Genomic DNA, 24,410 nt, shown 5'->3' on the forward strand with positions numbered 1-24,410 from the left:
TTTAAACATTATATTAATATTTGTACAAAGCAATGTATAGAAATTGTACATTACTTTTAATATAGAAATGTGATTATTATTTGAAATATTGTAAGGAGGAGATTATGACAAGGTGAAAAAGCAAGAGAAGAAAAGTGATAGAGTAGTACCTCTCCGGTTAAATATTTTATTCCTTTGTGTATTTTTATTATTTTCTGGCATTATTATTCAGTTAGGGAAAGTGCAAATTTTTGATGGAGAAACATATAAAAATGAAGTAGAGAAGAGAGAAAATGCAACCGTGGGCCTTTCTGTACCACGTGGGAAAATATTTGATCGTGAAGGAAATCCAGTAGTTGATAATAAGTCTTTACGTACGATTACATATACAAAGGTGAAAGGTGTAAAACAAGAAGAAATATTAAAATCAGCAAGACAACTTGCAGATATTATTGAAATGCCACAAGAAGATATAGATAAGTTAACTGAGACTGATAAGAAAGACTTTTGGATGCAATTAAATCCAGAACTTGCTCAAGACTTAGTATCAAAAACAGAAATAGATAAGTTCCGAGATAAGGATATTACCGGAAAAGAGCTAGACAAAAAAATAGAAGATTTAAAAAGGAAACGCGTTACAGATAAAAATCTTCAAGAACTAACGGCTAAAGATATAGAAGTGTTAGCTATTAAAAGTAAAATGACCTCAGGTTTTCAAATGGCACCTCAAATTATTAAAAAGGACGTTAGTGAACAGGAATATGCGGTGATTAGTGAAAATTTAGCGAACCTTCCAGGAGTAGACGCATCAGTTGATTGGGAGAGAATCTATGTAAATGATGGATTATTCCGTTCTGTCCTTGGTAACGTTTCAAATGCTGATGAAGGATTGCCACGTGAACGATTAGATTATTATTTAGTGCGTGATTATAGCCGAAATGATAGGGTGGGCAAAAGTTATATCGAACAGCAATACGAAGATGTACTTCATGGTACAAAAAAAGAAGTAAGAAGCATTGCTGATAAACAAGGAAATACTATTAGAACGGAAACGGTTTCGGAAGGGAAAAGCGGTAAAAATTTAACTTTAACAATAGATATGGAATTGCAAAAAAAAGTAGAGGAGAGCATAGAAAAAATATTAAAACAATATAAAGGATCAGAATCAATGTTAGACCGTGCTTTCGTAGTGATGATGAATCCGAAAAATGGCCAAGTATTATCAATGGCTGGGAAAAGGCTTGTAGAAAAAGACGGGAAAATGGAAGTTGAAGATTATGCTTTAGGCACGCTGACAAGTTCATATGAGCTTGGATCAACGGTTAAAGGTGCGACAGTGTTAACAGGGTTTGAAACAAATGCAATAACTCCTGGAACACATTTTTATGATGCACCTATGAAATTTAAAGGAACTAAGGAAAAGAAGTCTTGGAAAAATTTTGGTGATATAGACGATCTAAGAGCGTTACAAGTTTCTTCAAACGTTTATATGTTTAATATAGCATTAAAAATTGCTGGCGTGGGTTATGTGAAAAATAGTTCACTAGATATTAAACAAGAATATTTTGATAAAATGAGGTATTATTTCAGGCAATTTGGACTAGGCGTACAAACTGGTATTGATTTACCAAATGAAACCGCAGGACAAATTGGAAGAAAAGATAATCAGCCTGGTTTCTTATTAGATTATTCTATTGGACAATATGATACGTATACACCACTTCAGCTTGCACAATATATTTCGACTATCGCAAATGGAGGGTATCGAATGAAACCACAAATTGTTCAAGAGATTAGAGAACAAACCGTTCAAAAAGATGAGGTTGGTAAAGTAGTACAATCAATAGAACCCGTTGTTTTAAATAGAATCGATATGAAACAAGAATATATTAATCAAGTAAAAGAAGGATTTAGAAAAGTATTTCAAGAGGGAGATGGAACGGGAGTAAGAGCATTCCAAAAAGCACCATATAAACCAGCTGGTAAAACAGGGACCGCACAAACTGTATATGGTGGAGAAAATGAAATTGGGCGAAATGCGAAAGGTGATCGTAGAGAATGTTATAACTTAACATTGGCTGGATATGCGCCATATGATGATCCAGAAGTAGCATTTTCTGTTGTAGTACCATGGGTTGAAAATGATAAATCGGGCATTAACTCCGATATTGGAAAAGAAGTTTTAGATGCTTATTTTGATTTGAAAAATAAGAGATTAACTGGTGAAGCGCCAAAAACAGATGCCTCTAAAGAGAATTAAAATGTACGAAACGTCTCTAGCATTCCTGTAAACTAGAGGCGTTTTTATCTGGGAATAGATTAGAAATGGGGTATATATGAAGCTGTTTATTCTAAAATATTGGAGGAACATATGTAGCTACATATTCATTATAATAGGGGTTATTTTTATTAATAAGTCCTTTTTATTTTGTATGGTAGAAGGAATTTCGATGCAACCTACTTTGAATGAAAAAGATTATATACTTGTTAATAAGGTAAACGTCTGTTTATCGTCTTTTCATCATGGAGATGTTGTCATTATAAAAAAAGAAGACGCGCCTACTTACTATGTGAAACGAATTATTGGATTATCGGGGGATAACATACAACTAAAAGAGGATGAGGTATTTATTAACGGTAAAAAGCGTGATGAGTCGTATATACATTTAGATATGTCACAAGTATCCAATCGTTTTTCAAATTTTAGAGAAATAAAAGTTCCTACGCATAAATTATTTGTGTTAGGTGATAATCGTAATCATAGTAAAGATAGTAGGAATACACTTGGACTTATTGATGAATCAAATATAATAGGTAAAGTAGAAATGGTATTTTATCCATTTGATCATATAAAATGGATAAAATAATTCTATTAACGATTCACATTTTATAAAATAAATCATATATTGATAGCATAGGACAAGCAGAAACACTTGTTCTAACCTCACAGAACACTCCTTATCACGGTTAGGCATCTACATAGGTAGATGCTTTTTTTATGTTGATGACTGAAAATTATTTATCAATATAATGTAGCAAGCATATTAGGACTATTAGGGGAAGATTACTTGTACAAATAACAGTATGCTTAATTAAAACAGTGAAATGTAAGGAGTGAGGAATAAGTGCTAAATATTTTAGTAGTTAATTTTCCAGCAGAGGGGCATGTAAACCCTACATTAAATTTAGTAAAAGCCTTTACTGAACGAGGGGATAACGTACATTATATTACAACGGCAAACTTTAAGGATAGAATTGAAGATTTAGGAGCTACTGTACATACTCATCCGGATCTATTAAAAGAGATTTCTATTGATGCTGAAACCTCATCTGGGTTAAATGCTTTCTTTCATGTGCATGTTCAAACTTCTTTATATATATTAGAAATTACGAAACAATTATATGAAAGTATAAATTTTGATTTCGTAATTTATGATATATTTGGCGCAGGAGAGTTAGTAAAGGAATATTTACAAGTTCCAGGTGTAGTGTCCTCACCTATATTTTTAATTCCGCCAGAATTTTTGAAGACATTACCTTTTCATCCAAATGCAGATATGCCATTTCAACCAGAGGAAATCTCTGAAAAATTACTAAATCAGATGGAACATAAATTTGGAGTAAAACCAAAGAATAATCTTCAATTTATGAATAATAAGGGTGATGTTTGTCTCGTATACACAAGTCGTTATTTCCAACCTAATAGCGAATCGTTCGGGGAAAATAACATTTTTATTGGACCGAGTATTTCAAAGCGTAAAACAAATATAAAGTTTCCACTGGGATCACTTAAAGAAAAGAAAGTTATTTATATTTCAATGGGAACACTGCTTGAAGGACTCGAACCATTCTTTAATACTTGTATTGATACTTTTTCAGATTTTGATGGGATAGTTGTAATGGCAATTGGTGATAGAAATGATATTTCTAAAATTAAGGAAGCACCAGATAATTTTATAATTGCTCCATACGTACCTCAATCAGAAATATTAAATGAAGCAGATGTTTTTATTACACATGGTGGTATGAATAGTGTACACGATGCCATTCATTATAATGTCCCATTTGTAATAATACCGCATGATAAAGATCAGCCAATGATAGCGCAAAGATTAACTGAGCTTGAAGCGGCACATAGACTATTGAAAGAACATGTTAATGTACACACTTTAAAAGAGGCCGTAACAGATGTACTTTCAAATGAAAAGTATAAATATGGTATAAGAAAACTTAATGATAGCTTTTTAGAATGTGGTGGTTCAAAAGAAGCGATTGCAGTTATTGAATCTCTTTTAAATAAAGTAAAACTTTAATTGGTGGGGCTTTACTGCCTGCAAATAGCGGGATAAATAGTCGTAACTGTATACAAGCATAGAGGTTCTCACCTTTATGCTTGTGTATTCTTATCCAGCAAATTGTACAGCAGTATTTGCATGTAAAAAAGCAGTATCAAAAACGGGAACAGTAAGATCATTTTGGGAGATGAGTAAAGGTATTTCAGTGCAGCCTAATAATATACCTTCAGCACCGTTTTGAATTAATGATTTTGTAATTTGTAATAACCTTTTTTTAGATGTTTCTGAAATGATCCCTCTACTTAATTCATCTAATATGACATGGTGGATAAAAGTTCTTTCCTCGTCATTTGGGATAATTGTCTCAATGTTATATTTCGCTAATCGTGATTTATAGAAATCTTGCTCCATCGTTTGTTTTGTTCCTAATAGTCCGATACGTTTTATATTCTGTTCTACCATTTCTTTAGCACTTACATCACCAATGTGAAGAAGCGGGATAGATATTGCTTGTTCTACCTCCTCGGCAAATAGATGTACAGTATTTGAACACATTAATAAACATTCAGCCCCAGATTTTTCAACTTTCTTTGCAACTGTAACTAGTTCATTTTTCACTTCTTCATATTGATGGTTTTGTAATAAAGTAGTTACTTCACCAAAGTCCATACTATATAAAATTAGCTTCGCATTTTGATCGTATTGAGAGAGTGTAAGTGTATTAATATGTTTATAGTATAATGATGTAGATTCCCAACTTAATCCTCCAATCAAACCAATAACTTTCATAATGCATTCCTCCCGAAACGATTTTGAATTCATTATTTCATAATTCCGATAAGAATACAATGATTTAAATGTGCTATTTAATAAAAAATAAAAATAGTAAGAAAAGTGTTGAAATTTACATTCTTTAGTGCCATAATACGAATTACAAATTAATACTTATCCAGAGAGGTGGAGGGAACGGCCCTAAGAAACCTCAGCAACCCCTATGCAATTTTATAGGAAGGTGCTAATTCCGCAGAGGACACGATGTGTTTTTTGAAAGATAAGAGGATTCTTGAACGTGAAAGAAAGTGACCTCTTATGTAAGAGGTCATTTTTTTGTTGTATAGAAAGGGAGTGTCGATGCATAATTCATTTTTAAATTAAATATAGAGTAATAAAAGTTGACTAGTATGAGAGGGGAATTGTCATGAATAAATTATCAACAAAGTTAGTAGTAGCAATCGGTATTGGAGCAGCATTATACGGGATATTAGGACTTTGGGGATTTTCTATTGCGCCGAATACATTTATTAAACCAGCATTAGCTATATTAACTGTTTTTGGAGCATTATTTGGTCCAGTGGCAGGACTGTTAATCGGACTTATCGGTCATACCGTAACAGATACGATTGCTGGATGGGGTATTTGGTGGGGATGGGTTATTAGTTCAGGAATTATTGGTTTTTCAATGGGGCTTATTCAAAAAAGAGTTGGTTTTAGTGTGAAAAACGGGTCGTTTAACAAGGGGGATATTTCTTATTTAGCAATTATTGGGCTAGTTGGTATTGTCATTGCTATTATATTTGCTGGGGCATTCGATATTATTGTGATGGGAGAACCATTTGACAAAATTGTTATACAAGTATTAGGAGCAACAATTTCCGATGTCATCGTTTTCTTAGTACTTGGATTGCCACTTACAATTGGTTTGGCGAAATCCAATAAGAAACATACACATTTAAAAATTGAAAAGTAGGGATGTTAACATGCAACCAATTATTTCGTTTGAACAATTCACCTTTCAATATGGGCATGCTGCGCAGCCTACTTTAAGTGATATTACCTTTCATATATACCCTGGGGAAAAAGTGCTAATTGCTGGACGAAGTGGTTCAGGAAAGTCGACATTAGCTCATTGTATAAATGGGCTAATCCCATTTTCTTACGAAGGGAATAGCACAGGTAACGTTTTAATTGCCGGTAAAGACCCAAGGGAAGGAAGTATTTTTGAACAAAGTAAACAGGTAGGAACAATTTTACAAGATCAAGATGCTCAATTTATTGGTCTGACAGTAGAAGAAGATGTAGCTTTTTATTTAGAAAATGAATGTGTAAAGCAAGATAACATGAAAAAGATTGTTTCGGACTCATTAAGAAAGGTGAAGATGCATACGTTTCATAAACAAAGTCCACATGAATTATCAGGAGGTCAAAAGCAAACAGTTTCTCTTGCTGGTTTATTAACAACAAATGCGGATATATTATTGTTCGATGAACCATTAGCGAACTTAGATCCACTAAGCGCCATACATACGATAGAACTTATGAAAGATATACATGAGCAGTATAATAAAACGATTGTTATTATCGAACATAGGATAGAAGAAATTTTAAAACTGGATTTAGACAAAGTTATATTAATTGATGAAGGTAAAGTCATTGCGATGGGAACACCAAAAGAAATCTTAGCGTCAAATATATTACCACGTATTGGCTTAAGAGAGCCTATTTACATCGAAGCATTAAAGAGATTACATTTTGATCGTAATAATGACGTAATATATCCAATGGAAAACCTTCAAAAAGAAAAGGTAAGCAACGTTATAAAAGAGTGGATGGAGAAACAAGTCATATTAGAAAGGAATGCTAAAAACAAGGAATTACTTAAAGTGGAGAATTTATCATTTTCATACCCTAATAAACAAAAAGTATTAGAAAATGTAAACCTTTTAATATATGAAGGAGAAATTGTGGCACTGTTAGGACATAATGGAGCAGGGAAATCAACATTAGCTCATAGTCTTATAGGTATAAACAAAATGAAAAATGGGAAAATTGCGTTAAAAGGTGAAGATATTAGTTCTTGGTCTATTCGTAAACGTGGGGAAATCATATCTTACGTGATGCAAAATCCAAATCATATGATTACACAGCCTACTGTTTTTGAAGAAGTTTCATTTACATTAACATTACATAATTTTTCTAAGGAAGAAATTAAGAATAAAGTAGAAGGGATTTTAAAAATTTGTGGTTTATATCCATTTCGTAATTGGCCAATTCAAGCACTAAGCTATGGGCAAAAAAAGAGACTAACAATCGCATCTGTATTAACAACAAATCCTAAGCTTATCATATTAGATGAACCGACAGCGGGACAAGATTATTATCATTATAAACAATTTATGTCGTTTATTAAAAACCTAGCTAAAAAGGGAATTTCATTTGTTGTTATCACTCACGATATGAATCTCGCGCTAGAATATACAGACCGTGCAGTAGTTCTACATGAAGGGAAAATTATTGCGGATAATACAGTGTTTGATGTATTAGGCGATCAAGAAACGTTACAAAGAGCCAACTTAAGAGAGAGTTCTTTAACCAAGCTTATTAAATTTAGTGGGATTGCATGTCCAGAAAAATTTATGGAGCTTTATTTAGACAGTAATAGGAGGGAGGAAGGTGCATAGTACATATTTTCATCGTATGGATGGGGTAGTGAAATTGTTTTTATTTATTTTTTGTATGACGCTTACTTTTTTGTTTTTTGATTTTCGGGTGTTGCTAATATTATTTATTATTGGGTGTATCGGACTCAGCATTGCTAAAATTCCATTTCATAAAATTTTAATTGTTTTTAGTGTCATATTTACATTTAGTTTATTAAACTCTGTCATGATTTTATTTATTACACCAACTCATGGATCTGAATTAACTGAATCATATACCGCGTTTTTACATGTTGGATATGCAACGATTACATATGAAACATTATTTTATGCAGTTACACTTTCATTAAAGTATTTTACGTTATTACCATTTACACTTCTTTTTATATACACGACAGATCCAAGCGAATTTGTAAGTAGCTTAAGTAAACTTGGTATTCATTATAAGATTACATATGCAATAAATATTGCACTACGTTATATTCCTGACATCCAGTCTGAGTATAAAATTATTAAACACGCGCAAGAAGCGAGAGGAGTGGCTTTTGAAAAAGGAGAAGCAAGTTTATGGGTTCGTATGAAGAACCGTGTTTTAATTTTCTGGCCACTAATCATTCATTCTCTAGAAAGAATAGATACGGTTTCAAATGCAATGGATTTAAGAGGATTTGGAAAGAAGGATAAACGTACATGGTTTTATACAAGTAAGGCAAAACGTGAAGATTTCATCGTTTTATTTGCCGGTGTTTTCATATTCATTGCTGCGGTATATTTAAAATTAAACGTATTTCAAAACTTTTGGTATCCATTTTAAAGCACTCTTTAAACGAGTGCTTTTACTTATTTTTATGTAGACATGCTCAAAAAAGGGATATATACATAATGTATAATACGAACCAGTTAAAATGATCAACTACCTATTAGTTTTCAAACCAAAAGGAGGAGAAAATATGAGTTACGGTGGTTCTTGTGGTTTTGGTGGAGGTTTCGCTTTACTAGTTGTGTTATTCATTCTATTAATAATTGTAGGATGCAGCTGCTGGGGCGGAGGATACTAATTTTTAATTAGTCTTCACAAATGTAAACTAAAAAAACATTGAAGATACTTATGTATCGAAACAAATAAAAAAGGAGCAACTATGCTCCTTTTTTATTTGTTTAAATGCGTATTCTCACTATATTTCGGGAACGTAATCGTTAAAGTCGTTCCTTTACTAACGATACTTCGGATTTTTAAACTTCCATGCATCGTCTCAATAATCTTAACAGCAACCATTGTACCTAAACCAGTTCCTTTTGTTTTTGTACTAAAATACGGTTCACCGAATCGATGTATTTGCTCCTGTGACATTCCAACTCCGCTATCTTCAATTCGTATTTCAACTTTACTATTATTGATAGATGAGGAAATATTTAAGGTACCACCATTAGGCATTGCTTCAATACTGTTTTTTATTAAGTTTAAAAAACATTGTTGAAAGTGCTGTTTATTACCAACAATGGTTGCCTCAGAAAAATCCTGTGTAATATGTATCGTATTCATATTACACAATGGCAATATCATATTAATAACTCGATTTAACTCTTGTTTTACTGAAATTTGATCTAATTTTTCTGGAGCAGGTTTGGCAAATGTTAAGTAATCATCGATAATTTCTTGGGCACGATTTAACTCTTCAAGTATATGTTTAATATATTCGTCTCTTGATTCAGGAGTTAAATTTTGTGTTTTTAAAAGCTGTGTAAATCCTTTTACAACCGTTAAGGGATTCCTTACTTCGTGCGATATACTTGCAGCGAGTTGGCTAACAATCTCCATTTTTTCCATTTTAATTAATTTAGAGCGCATTAATACAGCATCCTTTATAACTTCATTTATATAAACAATAAATAACATTAAAGTAGTCGGTAATACCATGAAATAAATAATATACAAATTATTCACTTCAAAATCTGATAAAGTTAATACAATTAAAGTTGTAAATATTGCTAGGAAAAAGGTTAAAAACATGGAAAAAGCTACTTTAAGTTTTCTATTATATGTATTAAATTTTGAAGATGCGAGTGCTGTAACGATGAACATTATTCCGTAAACAACGACTGTTAGCATATTAAAGCCATAAAATATAAATCTTGTAATTAATAAAATTGTAAACAATATGATACCGACAGGGAATCCACCATAAAGCGTACCTATTATGACCGGAATTTGTCTTAAATCATGAATACAACTTTCATCCATATAGATAGGGTATCGCATACATAAAATAAGCGGGATACTAGAACAAAGGGTAATCAGTAATATTTTGTATTTTTTCAAATAATGCCTGCTATCATATATGAAATAAAAAACAAATATACTACATAAAATGTATAGAAGGTTATTTAATACGTTTTGGTTAATATAAACAAAGTCCATAATATTTGCCTCGTTATTCTGAATTTACTTAACATATGTATTATACATGATAACATGTGTTAGGATGTATAAACCTTGTTCATACAAGATTTATTTAGCTTTTTTTATAAAATGCAAACATTAGCTATTCAAAGATACTTTTACCAAAACTTTTTACTGCTTCTTTCTGCATGTTCGGTAAAACATGGTGGGTTATGTTGCTACTATAAGAAACGTAGGTATTCTTTTCTAAACTCATCCTTTTAATTTCTAGCCACTGAACGAGATAGTCTTTTAAAGTAAGCTTAGACGGTTCCACAAAAGTCCCTTCATTTAAATCCGTAATCTTTTTCGCCACATTTTTTACTGCTTCTTTTTTGTCTTATAACCAGAAAAACACTAAGTACTTATTTCCTCTTTTTCGAATATGTCCTTTCACTTAAAACACTCCTTCATTTTGTTTTGAATTATGTTGTATAAGTCTAGTTGTAATGTTGCTACTTTGAAAATTGCATAGTTGGACATATGAGCGATGGATATATTTTACCATATATGAACAAATTCAGTTATAGGATATGATATGTAAGTTACTGCTAATTTTATATTTACAATATACTGAAAATTAAGTAATACAAAAAATGGAAATGTAAAATAATGCAAGGGGGAAAGAAAATGAAAAAGGTTTTTGTAGTGTTTTTTGTACTAGCATTCGCATTTATGTCTATCAATTCTTCAAAAGTTATGGCTTACGGAAATCATAAAGCGGATCTTTATACAAGCGGCGGATCTCAATTATTGAATTATGTTGGATCTAAACAACCTTTATATAATGGTCCTGGTAACCCAAATGTAGTAGGTTATGTTGCTTATCAACCTGTTAAAGTAAAACAAGCATGGTATTTAATTAATACATCGTTAGGACAAAAATGGATAGGTTATAACCTTTAAAAAGCACTCATAATGAGTGCTTTTTTTATTTATATATAAGTCTAGTTATAATTTTGGTGCTATGAAAATTACATATTTGGACATATGAGTGATGGATATATTTTATCATATTTAGATTGTTATTAAGGAATAAAAAAAGAGCCATAGGGCCTCTTTTTTTGCTGTATTCATGGAAATAAAATTAAAAGCGTTATTTTATTATAAAAAAATAGGTGACTCAACAATTGTGCTAGCCGAGTCACCTAGTACTATCGAACCAAATAATGTACTTTTTCTATATGTAGTTATGGGGAGTTCTTAGAGGCTAGCCCAATAGACAGTTAAGGGACAAATAAAATCATTTTAGAGAGTTTTACATTTTATTATGTTAATGCTACAACAGCAAGAGTTAAGCCCAACGTATTCAATGTATTAGAATATGGTCCTACATTAACAGTAAGAGTACTTGTTATACCTGGAGGTGTAGTGAAAATTGCGGGTGCTGATACAGAAGTGAATCCTGCAGTATATCCTAGAGAAGTACCTGAGCCAATGATAGGATTATTATTCAGATACATAGTTATACCTGCCGAATTACCTCCTGGTTGAATAATAACTTGCACTTCATAGATTGCCAAATAGGTTCTTCCACCTTCAAGTAAAACAGTTGTTGGTGGTGTGAATGAGATTGCCGTACCATTAGAATTTACCACGGTATCTAGTGGAATCGCAGAGTTTACAGAAATTATTGATGGGGTAGTTTGAACAACATTTAAACTGTTAGCCGTGGGAGATGGACAAGAACAAGGTTTGTGAATGTTAGAGTTGTTATCATTTTGGTAATTCACAAATAATCAAGCTCCTTTGCGTAAGATAATTTTTTATCTTATATAAAACGTAGCCTTTTTGTATCTAAGTTATTTTTAATAAGTTTTTAAAGATAAGTCGAATATTGTTGGTCAGTCGACTTTTGAAATTATTTGAAACTCTGGGATTTTAAAGTGCGTTTGATAAATATATATGAAAATTTTTTTAAGGACATTACTGTAAGTTAGGAAACATAATAAAAAACGGGAAAATGAGGGGAGTAAAAGGAAAAGAACCCTTTATATAAAGGGTTTTTCTGGTGATTTAATATATCAATCACATTCGTGGTAATATTCATCACATGAATCGTTATTATCGTTACAGCATATACAAAATGTTTTTTGAACAAATAAACTAACTACACTAGTAGAACCTTCCTGCTTTGTAAGAGTAAGACTTTGAAAATCTTCAACTTGAAATATTTTTGTTTGAACAGGTTGTAATGTAGTAGTAATTGGTACGCTAGATCTTCTTGTTAGAATAGTTACTTGAACGGGTGCACTCATACCGACAACGAATAACTGAATTAATGTTTTATTATGATTGTTTGTAAAATCCTCAAATACAGTTTGTGGAGCGGTGGTTTCAAGGAAAACTGACACAGGTATATTTCCATTTGCATTTTCTGCAGAACCAGCTATCGTATGAGTTTCAATAAAACAGTTATTTTTTTGATTGTTGGAATGTGATTGGTTTTTATAATATTTTTTACCATCTTTATAAAGTAATCAGCCATATGAATTTAAAGCTCCCTTCTTTTAGATATCTATATAGTCTATTTAATAAAGTGAAGTAGTGCTTGTACAACATAATAAAATCCGCTCTCGTAATTATCTAAAAATGTTATTTGGAAATTAAAGAGCGCCATTCAAGGCGCTCTCGGATAAACATTAATATTGAAAAAGAATACCACATTATATTTTATGCATGTTCTTAATAAATGTGTAGTTTTTTAGCAAAATCCTTATTTGAAAACAAGAAGCCCTAGAGTTAGGGCTCTAAGGCTTCTTATTTTGGTATTCTCACATGGTTTTTCAAAAAGAATAGAACATATTGAAGATAACATGTGAATGTTTCATAAATGTATCAAAAAAGTGAACAAAATTGCTAGTGGAGAAGAAGCAGAAATGAAGTTTCTAATACGTAAGTACGTGAAAGGTATTATTTCCAGTGAATAAAATGCGCATGGGACACCTAATCATTATTTTATCGGGGGAAAAGAATATGTTATGAACTTGGTTGAATGAAAAAATGAAAATTTTACTTTTAGAGTGAAACTAAACAAAAACGCTATTTTATTAGAAAAGGAGAATGAAAATGGAGGTCCAGTTAATTCACGAACAAACATATAAAAATCAGTATGATTTAGAAATTGCAGTAGAAAAATTCTACGATAGTCTCCGAGAAGAATTCGGAATGGTTGAGGACGAGGATATCAAGCAATTTGACCATATAAGCAGAGTATTTGAGGCGACGGCCGTAATGGAGAATGGTTTAAAATTGAAGGTAGAAATATTCTTTGCGGATGATGCAGACGAAGATGAATCATGGGTTTGTAAAGCTTATCAAGTAGCTTAATAAAAACTTCATTTGAAAGGAAAGTGATCAGGGTGGAAGTTCAATATGATGCGCAGGGCCGAATGAAGTATCATCCTGATTACGATCCGAATCATAAGAAGCCGTATACAACGAAAGAATTAGCCTACATATGTAAGTATTATGGATTCGGAAAGGTGAAGGGAATTGCTTTAGCATTAGGAAGAACGGAATTAACGATAAGGCAGCTAGTAAATACTCTCCGGAAGAATGGAATGTTTGAAAAATATAAAACTATGGGTGAGTAATTACAATAAAAATTTCATTTTATAGAAATAAAAACCCTAGTTTCCTAGGGTAATGGTATAACTGCCAAATATATTTTATTCGTTTATATCGTAACTTAATATTACGTTAAATACATCAGGTAAATGAAACCAATTGTAGAAAATAAGAGCAGTTAGCAAAAGCTAACTGCTCATCTCCAAGGGGGAACAAGGAGAAAATCTAATGTCATATATAGTATTGACGTAATATTTAGTTTTATTCGTGAAGAATTACGTTTAACTTAATGCATAACCAACAATTAAAGTTAGTGTTAAAAACACTGATAATAACAATGTTAGCAGAACTGTTACTATGCTTCTAAGCATTGCTATCCAATTACCTGCTTTAGAGAATCCTTTAATACCAGCAAAAAAAGTTCCTATTGAAAAAATGAGTACAAAAAATAAAGGGTGAAAATAAACGATATTTATAAACGACGCATTCATTTCAGGTGTGCATACTTCAAGATATAAAAGAAAAAAGCAATGCAAACGAATGAAAAAATAAAAGACCATAGATTTATATTATGCTTCATAGGTTGCTCCTTTGTTATCAAAATATTTCTATTAAATTTTAATGGAAAATATAAGAAAAATATAGTGGTTATAAATTGGAATGAATTTTTAAACAAAATAATCCTTTGTGCGACACGTTTCCTCATAAGTGTGCAAACACGAAATAGGAGGGTTATCAATTCGATAACAACAACTGTTTGACTGAAAGTAGGAATGAAAGCCGTCAGGTTGAGTTGAGACTACTTATCTAATACTCCTACATGCAAGGCGTGATAGTAGTCACAAATTGTATGAATCTAGGTGAAGTCGGCTGAACAAAACCTAAGTGAGAAATCATATGGTAATGGATAGGTCGGGATGCTACAAAATATCTATGGTGAGAATGTCTAAAATAACGGACTGGCGAACTTGCGAATGTACGGGTCTAAATTATTAATACAATAGAAATTTGTATGTCGTCAATGATGACGTTATCTACCGAAAAGTAAGAGTAAAGGATACGAAATTCGGAACATCTAACGATGAGGGTGTAAAGATAACAGGCTTAAAGCAAGCACCTAAGGATATATATATAGCTAAGTCAATCGGAACGTGGTAAGCAAGAAACTGTCACCAACGCCTACTAGCGGACAGATGCATATAAGGTTCTAACGAACCGAAATTGCTTCATTCTTGTGAAGGTGGGGACAAAGTACCGACGAAGCATGTAACGAATGTGGAGGGATAGTCCCTAGTCTTGTTCTTTGAAAACTAAATTAACTAGATGTAACTCACAGGATCGAGTAAGATGATGGGACTTTTCGTAAGAAAGGGGAAATAATACATCGGTGAGTACAACATTACGACATGCAGAATATTACGATATGCAAAAAGTGTTCGATGATTTATACCAACGTAGTGAAAATAACGCTACTAAAGGTATAAATCTATATAAATACATCATATCAAAAGAAAATATTCTATTGGCATATAGAAGTATAAAGGCTAACAGTGGTTCTAAAACTGAAGGAACAGATGGTATCACAATCGATCATTATAAAATGGAAGATGTAAATTCCTTCGTTGACGATATTAGAAAAACTCTCACAAATTACAAACCAAATACGGTACGTAGGGTAGAAATACCTAAACCTAATGGAAAGAAACGCCCATTAGGAATCCCTACAATGAGAGATAGATTGATTCAACAAATGTTCAAACAGGTTCTAGAACCAATATGTGAGGCAAAATTCTACAAGCATTCATATGGATTCAGACCTAACAGGTCAACACACCATGCAATGGCTAGGTGTCAATATCTGATAAACAGAGGAAGATTTAGTCACGTAGTAGACATTGATATACAAGGTTTCTTTGACAACGTGAACCATTCCAAGTTATTAAAACAACTATACAACATAGGCATAACTGATAAAAGGGTGCTGACAATTATCTCTAAAATGTTAAAAGCACCAATCAAAGGAGAAGGTATTCCTATAAAAGGAACTCCGCAAGGAGGAATCCTAAGCCCATTACTTAGTAATGTTGTATTAAACGATTTGGATTGGTGGATATCTAGTCAATGGGAGAATATTAAAACAAGAAGACCATACACAACAGCAACCAAAAATCCATTGCTGATAAAAACAAAATTGAAGAAAATGCATATCGTTAGATACGCAGATAATTTTAAAATATTTACTAACAACCATCAATCTGCAATCAAAATATTCCATGCAGTAGAAGGTTATCTTAAAAATCAATTAAACCTTAATATATCTAATGAAAAATCGACTATAACTAACCTAAAAAGAAAATCTTCCGATTTTCTGGGGTTCTCTATCAAAGCTGTTAAAAAGCGCGAAAGATATGTGGCAAACACACATGTAAGCGAGAAAAAGAAAAAGGATATCCTTGAAAAAGCAAAGACAAGGATTAAAGCAATTCAAAAAAGCCCATCAGGGAAAACAGTACAGGACTATAACTCTTACGTGCTAGGTATAAAAAATTATTACAAAATTGCAACACATGTAACTATAGACTTTGCTGAAATAGCCTTTCGTCTCTCGAAAACTTTGTTTAATCGTCTAAAATCAATAGGGAAATATAAGATTCCTACCAATGCGAATGCATTATACAAAAGAACTCATAGGAACAATTATAGAACCTTTGAAATAGCAGGCAATCATGTATATCCACTAGCGGGCATACAAACACGATTCCCTCAAAGTTTCAGTCAAGACAAATGCAATTACACTAAGCAAGGAAGACAAAAACTCATCAAAAGCCTAAAAGGTAACATTGCCAATGAAATGCAAAAGATGTTGCTATCCTCCAATAAAGGACAAAGCATGGAGTATACAGATAACAGAATATCCAGGTATTCCATGCAAAATGGTAAATGCGCTGTCATCGGAATCTTTTTAATAGTTGAAGATGTGCACTGTCACCATAAAATACCGAAAGGTATGGGAGGAACTGACGAGTTTAATAACCTGATTATTGTACATGAATTTGTCCACAGATTGATTCACGCTACAAATGACGAGACGATTAGAACGTATATGAGAATTCTTCAATTGAACGATAAACAATTGAAGAAAATAAACAAACTCCGTAAAGCTTGTAATCTAGTTACTTTAGTATAAAAGGATAAGATGGGGCGCTGTATGCGATGAAAGTCGCACGTACAGTGCTAAGCGGGGGAAAAGATGGAGATAACTTCAAAGTCTTACCTATCGCAACTGTTTAAAGAAAAACAAGCCACCACGTTACAATAATTGGAGATATTTTCTAAGGTTTCCTTAAGAGGGTGGGAATAGAAAGAATATCTTCGAGAGGAAAGGAATTAATTTATGTTAGGAAATTGGTTGGATAAATTAAAAGAACCTAAATGTATACATTGATATAAACTTATTAATAGTCATGACAATGAAGATTTTAAAACTGGTAAGATGGGGATATTTAGTTATTGTAAATGTGAAAAGTGCTGGAATTGTTCTAAAGGAAGGAATATCTGAAATATAAATATAATTGAGGGGAGTGAAATAATAATGGAAACTAGTACTTTTTTAGGGCTGTTCTGGGGATGGATGACGGTTATCGTATCGGGAATACTTTTCGTCCGTCCATCTGTGCTACGTGACTTAAAAAAATTAGTGGTTGAAGACAGAGGATTTGGTATTATGTATGGTTTTCTATCGATTTTCCTAGGATTAGGTACTGTAATTCTACATAATGTATGGGTATTCAACTGGCAGGGATTCCTAACGGTTATTGCATGGCTTGCATTATTAAAGGGAATTTACATAATTGCATATCCTGAACCCTCCAAGAAAACAGACTTTGAAGTAAGGATACTATCAACACGTATAGTACTCGCTATCATTGGTGCTTTGGCTTTATGGATGCTTATAGTAATCTATATAAAATAATCTTTTTTTAATAAATAAAAGAGCCTGATATGAGAGAAAAGGCCTTTTCAAAAATTGCATATGAGGAAAATCAATGTCAATACTTAATACCAATAAATTAGAATTAATTCCAGGTATTAAGTATTGAGAAATAAAAAATATTTAACGCAACAAAGTGGTTAACTTTATGAGCTAACCACCTGTTCCACAAAAGAAAATTAGGCCCTACAAGTAATAGATGTGTAATTTAAAGTTACAGTTATAGTGTAAGCGAGATTGAAAATGTTATACGAAAGTAATTTTGTTTAAAAGTTTTATTTTGTCATAAATAAAAGAGCATTTAGCCCAGCCTAACTGCTCGATACAGAGGTAATAGTCTAGCTACATAGATATTATATGCTGAGTTATTGATTTTATTTGTGTAAAACACAAAAGAGCAGCTAACAAAACCTAGCCGCTCTAAACAGTGATGTGTCTCTAGATGTAGTTGTAGTATAAACAGAACATTGAGTTTTATTCATGGGGAGATAGAAATGGGCTTGAAAATAGAATATAGTCCGGCTAGAAAACTAGAGGACACCAATTTTTAGAACTGCGATAAAATTGTTTTAAGAAATGGTGGTCTCTTTATTTTGAAAGGGGATTTAGGAAATGAAGGTATTAGAATAGAAATGGTTAATAAACGCATAGATTGATAAAAAGTAAAGGGCAAATCCCTTATGAGAATAAGGAATATTATCATTTTTGTTACTATTTTCTTCTATCTTTATATATAATTAATTTGTATTTTATATATAAATTAGGAGGGAATTTATGACTACAAATAAGGACTACATTCGTTATATCCGGGGAAAAGTAGGGCATGATTTAATATTTCTTAATTTTGCTGGAGGTATTGTTTATAACGAACGAAATGAAATTCTTTTACAAAAACGGGGAGATAGAAATGAATGGGGTCTTCCAGGTGGTGCTATGGAACTTGGAGAATCTCTTGAAGAAACCGCTAAACGAGAAATATTTGAGGAGACAGGATTAAATGTTGAAGTTGAACATCTTATAGGTGTCTATTCTAAATATTCTGGTGAGTTTCCGAACGGAGATAAAGCTCAGACTATCACTCATTGTTTTCAATGTAAGCCAATTGGTGGAGAACTTACTGTAGATGGTATTGAGACTTTGGATTTGAAATACTTCCCAATTGACCAAACGACTTAAGAACATAAAATCAAATTTAGATGAGCAAAGCTATTTCAAGTGAATAGAATCCATTCTTTAAGAATACATAAAAAATATATATACAAGCGTAGTCTAATCACTACATCATTGGTGAAAGTAGAATTCTATAAATTTTTTGGAGGAAGAGATATGCAAAAAAAGGTTCTCCTGTTTACAGATTTAGGGATTGATGATGCCTTTGCTATACTGTACATCTTTTTTCGTAAAGACATTCAACTTGTAGGAATTGTGGCCGATTATGGAAATGTATCAAGAGAAAATGTAATAAGAAATATAAACTATTTAAAGTACATTGCGGGAAGAGAAGAAATACCTGTATTCCTTGGTGCTTCTGTACCGTTGACAGGTATATTAATTCAGTATTTCCCTGAGGTACATGGAAAAGTTGGATTAGGACCTATTATTCCACCTGAAATTTCATATCCAGTTTATCCTTTAAATGATATTTATCAAATTATAGAATCAAATTTAGAAGATCTTACCATTATCAATTTAGGAAGACTTTCTTCGCTAGCTACGACTTTTGTATTAAATTTAGAAACAATGCGAAATGTAAGAGAATGCATTTGCATGGGGGGAGCTTTTTTCTATCCAGGTAACGTAACTGCTGTGGCTGAAGCTAATTTTTACGCAGATCCTTATGCAGCAAACTTAATTTTACAGCATGCAAAGAACTTGACGATTATTCCTTTAAATGTGACTCAACATGCGATTGTTACACCCGAAATGGTCCAACAAATTGATGCATTTCATCGGAATACACAGGATCTTGCAGGACTCATCATCAAACCTATGTTAGATTATTATTATAATTTCTACTCCAAGTCTAATCCTGGTATAAGTGGAAGTCCTATGCATGATTTTGTAACGGTGTGGTATTTGCTGAATCAAGAGGCTGTTAGTCTTTCAAGGGTACCCATTAAAGTAATTCCTGATCAAGGGGAAGGATTTGGTCAAAGCATTGCAGACTTTCGTTTTGTTACTAATCCAGGCTATAAAACGCATAATGTAGCTTTTCAGTTTGATTATGAATGGTTCAAGAAGGATATTATGGAAACGTTCCTAAAGAAGAGAGTGTAACAGACTTTATTCACTTTACTTAACGTATAGGAATCCGACTTTTTTAGGTTGAAATTCTCTAACATACAAAGTTTCCTAATTGTTGGTACATTAAACTTTTAACTTGATGACTATGTTATTCTACCCCATTCTATACAGTTACTCATTTTTAATGTGTTGTGTAACTCAAAAGAGGAAGTGTTATGAAGCTATGAATATCAAGGGCTGTAGCATTTGACTTAGTTACACAAAATATAAGATATGGGTAAGTGAAGAAAAGGTATAAAAAAGGAGCATAGTTTGTCCAATAGATGTAATGCTCTATTACTATTAAGTTAAGAAATTCATTGTTTCCGATTAATTGCATCCGTTTTTTGTGATTGTTATTGATTTTAAAAAATAAAAAATCGCCTTATTAAAGGCGATTCATTTTGCATTCTTTTGATAAATAAATATCTTTTAAAATTAAATACAATGTTCTACATTAACATGTTTCTGGATCTTTGTCTTTTTTTCTAAGACCAAATAATCCTAGTAGTCCCAATAAACCAAGCCAAGCCCAATTATTATTTTTATTCTGATTATCATTTAAATCATTTGTCGTATTTACATTTCGAGTTCTCACATCATTATTAACTCTATTCATGTTATAGTCATTAACTCGAGTTGTAATTAGTACGAAACGTTCATAAAACCATTTTTAATATACATGATAATAGTATAAACTCTATATTTCTTTTAATAATTTAGGGTTATATCTTTTCTGCGTTAGCTGCTTTTAACCACGCTTCGTAGAATTCTGTAACTGATGCATACCGTTCTGCGCGATCTTTATTTACAGCACGATACGCTACCTCATATAATTCCTTACTTGCTTCCCATTTTATAAAGGAACGATCTTTTTCACCGCCTAAAAGTGAGAAAGCCATTGCTCCCATATTAAATACATTTGTTCTTTCATCAATTATAGCGTTTAGTTCAAATTCCTCTGGTGACATAAAACGGGAGGAACCCCATAGCCGGCCCATTTTATTTATGTAAGGTTTCTTACTGTATAAATCTATATCACAAATTTTTGTCTCGTTTGTATTAAAATTATATAGAATACTACCGTCATAAAAATCTATTGCTACATAGTTTTTCTTTTCTACATAAGTATGGAAAGAAAAAAGGGAATGTAAGGAATGAATTCGTTCTATAGCAGATAAATGTCTAAATTTATAAAATGGTGAGTTTGGATTTTTATATTTTTCAGGAGATGGGAAACGCCAATGCGAATGAAGACACTCACCATCAAACCAATCGAAAATTAATACATATCCAGATTGAACTGGAAAATGATCAATTAATCTTATGAGCGATTTATGCTTTAAATCTTCATAGATAGTAACTGAATTTTTTAGCCTTTCAATAGCATCACCCGTTGTTCCTTCATATGCAATTGTTTGTGCTCCTGCGTATTTGATAAATTTCTTATGCCCATCTTTTTCTACACCAAAACTTATATTACCTGAATCTTGTTGGTCAAAAACTGCAAATACGGTCCCTAATTTAATAAGCCAATCAAAATTATGATATTCTTTTAATTGGAATGTTACGTTATTTAACTGAATTTCCACGGAATTATCTTTCATAGATTACCTCACATTTAATATAATTAAGTTGTACATTTCACTATTCGACATATTTTATGGAAATCCTATGCTAACAATATAAAATTTTATAAATATAATGATAAATATTTATAGAGAGGTGAATACAATGGATCAACAAATTGTTATTAAACCGTATCAAAAAGAATTGGTTGAAGAGTATATAAAAGAAAAAGAGAAATTCTGTTCCTTGTTAGGACAAGAAATAATTGCTGTTGAACATATAGGAAGCACAGCAGTAGAAGGATTAGGAGCTAAACCTCTTATTGATATGATGATTGGCGTAACAGAATTGCAAATAGCTGAAAAGTGGATTGAAGTTCTATCGGAAATTGGATATGAGTATGTTCCAAAAGATGCAACGAATTGGCGTTTTTTTAGAAAGGGAAAATGGAGAGCGGGTACTCATCATTTGCATATTTATATTTATAATAGTGATGAGTGGAGAAACAATATTTTATTTCGTGACTTTCTAATAAGCCATGAATGGGCACGTAAAGAATATAGAGAATTAAAAGAGAGGCTTGCTATTACATATGCTTTTGATCGTGTTTCATATACAAAGGCAAAAGCGCCGTTTATTCGAAAAATATTAGAATTGGCTAGAATTCAATAAATTTATAGATTCTTATCTAACTAGTTTTGAAACCTCTTCCTATACTTTTTATAGGGAGAGGATTTTTTTCATAACAAAATATATAATTTCTAATTATTGGAGGCAAACTATTTTATTTATTTTGATATTTCTAGTACATTGGAAATATTAAGGGGGTATTAAGCAATGAAAGCTATTGTACATCAATATGAAAAAGGATTAGAGGGGTTAGAATATAAATTTTCACCTGAGATAAGTCCTAATGCAGGTGAAGTAAAAATAAAGTTAAAAGCTGCAGGGTTAAATCATAGGGATTTATTTATTATAAACAATAGAAAAGAAATGGATCTACCATTAGTAATAGGTTCAGATGGCTCAGGAATTGTTACAGAAATAGGAGAAGGAGTTTCAAATATTACACTACATACAGAAGTTATTATTAATCCTAGTATTGGATGGGAACATGCTACTGAAGTACCGGAGTTACCGGAAGTACTAGGTGGGCCGAAAGATGGAACGTTTGCTGAATATGTAATTGTACCAGCTGAAAATGTAGTAGAAAAGCCGTCATATCTTACTTGGGAAGAATCAGGTGTTTTATCTTTATCTGCATTAACTGCATATAGAGCGCTTTTTACAAAAGGGAGATTGAAGTGCGGTGAACACGTTTTAATTCCGGGAATAGGCGGTGGTGTTGCTACATTTGCCATGTTATTCGCGAAAGCAATTGGCGCTAAAGTGAGTGTTACTTCAAGGGTAGAGAATAAAAGGAAACTTGCTGCAAAATATGGTGCAGATATTTCTTTTCATAGTTCTGGAAATTGGGAAGAGAGCTTACAAGGTGAAAAAGTAGATTTAATAATAGATAGTATAGGTCCAGCAACTTTTTTGAAATATTTTGATGTATTAAAACCAAACGGAAGAATCGTGAATTTTGGTGCAAGCTCAGGAGATAAAATTGAATTACCATTACGCGCGCTATTTTACAATCAAATTGATATTATGGGAACATCCATGGGTAGCCGTGAGGAATTTAATGAGATGATAAAGTTTATAGAAAAACATCAAATCAAACCAATTATTGATAAAGTTTACTCGTTAGAAGAGGCAATTCGAGCACTTAGCCGTATGGAACATGGAGAACAATTTGGAAATATTGTACTTCAAATGAATTAAAAAATATGATTTTGCAATTAGTATATTTAAATGAACATGTTATGTATTTCAAATATGAAAAAAATACGAACCGCCTTATTATAAAGGCTTACCGGCTTTATACATAAATAGCGTATAAAATTTGTTTAATAATTGTCACATGAGTAATAGTAAAATGAGAATTAGATGAAAAAAGTTTAAGCCTATTTTCATAATGGTATTGTATACTGTGTAAATCAAGAACACTTGTATGTAAGGAGAGAGTTTAATGAATTACACAGTATTTCAGTGGTTTAATAATTTTGCTGATTCATCCAAACTATTAGATACGTTAATGATTGCTATTACAAATAGCGCTGCATACGTAGCCGTTCTATTTATGTTTATCTTATGGTTTAATAATGGAAAGAAAGAAAAGGCAATTAGAAAACAATATACAGTTTTATATACGACGCTTTCGGTTATTATTGCATTATTAGTAAATGTTCTTATACACGCGGTATATTACCATCCGCGTCCGTTCGTATCACATGATGTACATCAATTAGTACCACATGCAGCAGATTCATCATTCGTTAGTGATCATTCTGTACTTGTATTTTCAATCGCCTTCGTATTTATTCTTAGAGGAGAAAAACTGAAATATATCGCGCTATTATGGGCAGTACTAGTCGGTATATCACGTATGTACGTAGGTGTTCATTATCCTTTAGATATACTTGGTGCAGCATTCTTAACACTTATTACGAGTGCTTTAATAATGCAAAGTACACGTATGTTTGAACCAATAGCGAAACTTGTATTCAAAATGTATGCATTAGTAGCGAGACGAATTCCTTTCTTAGCGAAATATAACCATAGCGTATAATTTTCCTATAAAAAGTTCCCCTTTGGACATCCAGAGGGGAATTTTTTTATAGGAAATACGAAAAGAGTTTAGAGTGCTCTGTAATCAAGTTGTACTAATTAATATTCTGAAATTTCACGCACCGTATTTTAAATATATAAAATAATAACACAAAATAACAAAAGTTAGTTTT

Annotated in this window: 20 protein-coding genes, 5 pseudogenes and 1 riboswitch; of the genes and pseudogenes, 17 read left to right on the top strand and 8 right to left on the bottom strand. The window is 32.1% G+C overall.

The window, feature by feature from the left end; genetic code table 11:
* Positions 1 to 112: 112 nt before the first annotated feature.
* The 3 genes from ACTFR3_RS00615 (at position 113) to ACTFR3_RS00625 (ending at position 4,292) form a co-directional block, all read left to right on the top strand.
* Complete coding sequence (locus ACTFR3_RS00615; RefSeq protein WP_440044061.1) at positions 113 to 2,239, top strand: peptidoglycan D,D-transpeptidase FtsI family protein; 2,127 nt, start codon at positions 113 to 115, stop codon at positions 2,237 to 2,239.
* A 76-nt stretch (positions 2,240 to 2,315) separates the two neighbouring features.
* Positions 2,316 to 2,846, top strand: a complete 531-nt coding sequence (gene lepB, locus ACTFR3_RS00620; RefSeq protein WP_033666239.1) for a signal peptidase I — start codon at positions 2,316 to 2,318, stop codon at positions 2,844 to 2,846.
* Between the two features lie 258 nt (positions 2,847 to 3,104).
* Positions 3,105 to 4,292, top strand: a complete 1,188-nt coding sequence (locus tag ACTFR3_RS00625; RefSeq protein WP_440044062.1) for a macrolide family glycosyltransferase — start codon at positions 3,105 to 3,107, stop codon at positions 4,290 to 4,292.
* Positions 4,293 to 4,382: 90 nt separating this feature from the next.
* Here the strand turns inward: ACTFR3_RS00625 and ACTFR3_RS00630 are convergent, their stop codons facing one another.
* Positions 4,383 to 5,063: an aspartate/glutamate racemase family protein gene (locus ACTFR3_RS00630; protein ID WP_000864372.1), complete on the bottom strand. Its 681-nt coding sequence runs from the start codon at positions 5,061 to 5,063 to the stop codon at positions 4,383 to 4,385.
* A gap of 153 nt (positions 5,064 to 5,216) precedes the next feature.
* A riboswitch (SAM riboswitch) is annotated at positions 5,217 to 5,332 on the top strand.
* Positions 5,333 to 5,472: 140 nt separating this feature from the next.
* Between ACTFR3_RS00630 and ACTFR3_RS00635 the strand changes: the two genes are divergently transcribed.
* The 4 genes from ACTFR3_RS00635 to ACTFR3_RS00650 all read left to right on the top strand — a co-directional run bounded on the left by ACTFR3_RS00635 (position 5,473) and on the right by ACTFR3_RS00650 (position 8,769).
* Positions 5,473 to 6,021 (top strand): ECF-type riboflavin transporter substrate-binding protein, encoded by a 549-nt coding sequence (locus tag ACTFR3_RS00635; RefSeq protein ID WP_440044063.1) that lies wholly within the window; start codon positions 5,473 to 5,475, stop codon positions 6,019 to 6,021.
* Between the two features lie 10 nt (positions 6,022 to 6,031).
* Positions 6,032 to 7,732 carry an ABC transporter ATP-binding protein gene (locus ACTFR3_RS00640; RefSeq protein WP_001182511.1) on the top strand — a complete coding sequence of 567 codons (1,701 nt, stop codon included), beginning with the start codon at positions 6,032 to 6,034 and terminating at the stop codon, positions 7,730 to 7,732.
* Positions 7,725 to 8,525: an energy-coupling factor transporter transmembrane component T family protein gene (locus tag ACTFR3_RS00645; RefSeq protein WP_440044065.1), complete on the top strand. Its 801-nt coding sequence runs from the start codon at positions 7,725 to 7,727 to the stop codon at positions 8,523 to 8,525. The genes ACTFR3_RS00640 and ACTFR3_RS00645 overlap by 8 nt, the downstream gene beginning before the upstream one ends.
* A 136-nt stretch (positions 8,526 to 8,661) precedes the next feature.
* Entirely contained in the window at positions 8,662 to 8,769 is a 108-nt protein-coding gene (locus ACTFR3_RS00650) for a YjcZ family sporulation protein (protein ID WP_000120182.1), read from the top strand.
* Positions 8,770 to 8,861: 92 nt separating this feature from the next.
* Here the strand turns inward: ACTFR3_RS00650 and ACTFR3_RS00655 are convergent, their stop codons facing one another.
* Positions 8,862 to 10,130 (bottom strand): LytS/YhcK type 5TM receptor domain-containing protein, encoded by a 1,269-nt coding sequence (locus ACTFR3_RS00655; protein WP_440041354.1) that lies wholly within the window; start codon positions 10,128 to 10,130, stop codon positions 8,862 to 8,864.
* A gap of 169 nt (positions 10,131 to 10,299) precedes the next feature.
* A pseudogene (locus tag ACTFR3_RS00660) lies at positions 10,300 to 10,548 on the bottom strand (site-specific integrase); the annotation flags it as partial.
* Positions 10,549 to 10,781: 233 nt separating this feature from the next.
* On the opposite strand from ACTFR3_RS00660, the gene ACTFR3_RS00665 reads away from it, so the two are divergent.
* Positions 10,782 to 11,057, top strand: a complete 276-nt coding sequence (locus tag ACTFR3_RS00665; protein WP_025710271.1) for a hypothetical protein — start codon at positions 10,782 to 10,784, stop codon at positions 11,055 to 11,057.
* Positions 11,058 to 11,419: 362 nt separating this feature from the next.
* Here ACTFR3_RS00665 and ACTFR3_RS00670 read toward each other — a convergent pair whose 3' ends face one another.
* Both ACTFR3_RS00670 and ACTFR3_RS00675 read right to left on the bottom strand, forming a co-directional pair.
* On the bottom strand, positions 11,420 to 11,884 hold the full coding sequence (locus ACTFR3_RS00670) for a hypothetical protein (protein ID WP_025710270.1): 465 nt from the start codon (positions 11,882 to 11,884) through the stop codon (positions 11,420 to 11,422).
* Between the two features lie 291 nt (positions 11,885 to 12,175).
* Positions 12,176 to 12,639: pseudogene (locus ACTFR3_RS00675) on the bottom strand (exosporium protein D).
* Between the two features lie 581 nt (positions 12,640 to 13,220).
* Between ACTFR3_RS00675 and ACTFR3_RS00680 the strand changes: the two are divergent.
* Together ACTFR3_RS00680 and ACTFR3_RS00685 are read left to right on the top strand one after the other, a co-directional pair.
* Positions 13,221 to 13,481, top strand: a complete 261-nt coding sequence (locus tag ACTFR3_RS00680) for a hypothetical protein (RefSeq protein WP_097960832.1) — start codon at positions 13,221 to 13,223, stop codon at positions 13,479 to 13,481.
* A 32-nt stretch (positions 13,482 to 13,513) separates the two neighbouring features.
* Positions 13,514 to 13,747, top strand: coding sequence for a hypothetical protein (locus ACTFR3_RS00685; RefSeq protein ID WP_000453747.1), 234 nt, complete (start codon positions 13,514 to 13,516; stop codon positions 13,745 to 13,747).
* A 255-nt stretch (positions 13,748 to 14,002) separates the two neighbouring features.
* Here the strand turns inward: ACTFR3_RS00685 and ACTFR3_RS00690 are convergent.
* Positions 14,003 to 14,301 (bottom strand): annotated as a pseudogene (locus ACTFR3_RS00690) (hypothetical protein).
* Positions 14,302 to 15,108: 807 nt separating this feature from the next.
* Between ACTFR3_RS00690 and ltrA the strand changes: the two are divergent.
* The 4 genes and pseudogenes from ltrA (at position 15,109) to ACTFR3_RS00710 (ending at position 19,989) form a co-directional block, all read left to right on the top strand.
* Positions 15,109 to 16,908, top strand: coding sequence for a group II intron reverse transcriptase/maturase (gene ltrA, locus ACTFR3_RS00695; protein WP_440044066.1), 1,800 nt, complete (start codon positions 15,109 to 15,111; stop codon positions 16,906 to 16,908).
* Between the two features lie 405 nt (positions 16,909 to 17,313).
* Entirely contained in the window at positions 17,314 to 17,694 is a 381-nt protein-coding gene (locus ACTFR3_RS00700; protein WP_000450247.1) for a hypothetical protein, read from the top strand.
* Between the two features lie 792 nt (positions 17,695 to 18,486).
* Positions 18,487 to 18,879: pseudogene (locus tag ACTFR3_RS00705) on the top strand (NUDIX hydrolase); the annotation flags it as partial.
* Positions 18,880 to 19,038: 159 nt separating this feature from the next.
* Positions 19,039 to 19,989, top strand: a complete 951-nt coding sequence (locus ACTFR3_RS00710; protein WP_001170283.1) for a nucleoside hydrolase — start codon at positions 19,039 to 19,041, stop codon at positions 19,987 to 19,989.
* Positions 19,990 to 20,452: 463 nt separating this feature from the next.
* On the opposite strand, the pseudogene ACTFR3_RS00715 reads toward ACTFR3_RS00710, so the two are convergent.
* Both ACTFR3_RS00715 and ACTFR3_RS00720 read right to left on the bottom strand, forming a co-directional pair.
* Positions 20,453 to 20,641: pseudogene (locus tag ACTFR3_RS00715) on the bottom strand (WGxxGxxG family protein); the annotation flags it as partial.
* Between the two features lie 79 nt (positions 20,642 to 20,720).
* Positions 20,721 to 21,602, bottom strand: a complete 882-nt coding sequence (locus ACTFR3_RS00720) for a protein kinase domain-containing protein (RefSeq protein ID WP_440044067.1) — start codon at positions 21,600 to 21,602, stop codon at positions 20,721 to 20,723.
* Between the two features lie 127 nt (positions 21,603 to 21,729).
* On the opposite strand from ACTFR3_RS00720, the gene ACTFR3_RS00725 reads away from it, so the two are divergent.
* The 3 genes from ACTFR3_RS00725 to ACTFR3_RS00735 all read left to right on the top strand — a co-directional run bounded on the left by ACTFR3_RS00725 (position 21,730) and on the right by ACTFR3_RS00735 (position 24,238).
* Positions 21,730 to 22,236 (top strand): GrpB family protein, encoded by a 507-nt coding sequence (locus ACTFR3_RS00725; protein WP_440044068.1) that lies wholly within the window; start codon positions 21,730 to 21,732, stop codon positions 22,234 to 22,236.
* Between the two features lie 165 nt (positions 22,237 to 22,401).
* Positions 22,402 to 23,391, top strand: coding sequence for a zinc-binding dehydrogenase (locus tag ACTFR3_RS00730; RefSeq protein WP_375531949.1), 990 nt, complete (start codon positions 22,402 to 22,404; stop codon positions 23,389 to 23,391).
* A 247-nt stretch (positions 23,392 to 23,638) separates the two neighbouring features.
* Positions 23,639 to 24,238: an undecaprenyl-diphosphatase gene (locus tag ACTFR3_RS00735; protein ID WP_440044069.1), complete on the top strand. Its 600-nt coding sequence runs from the start codon at positions 23,639 to 23,641 to the stop codon at positions 24,236 to 24,238.
* The last annotated feature ends 172 nt before the right edge of the window (positions 24,239 to 24,410 follow it).

This window comes from Bacillus cereus group sp. MYBK14-1, assembly GCF_051916885.1.
Lineage (GTDB): Bacteria > Bacillota > Bacilli > Bacillales > Bacillaceae_G > Bacillus_A > Bacillus_A cereus.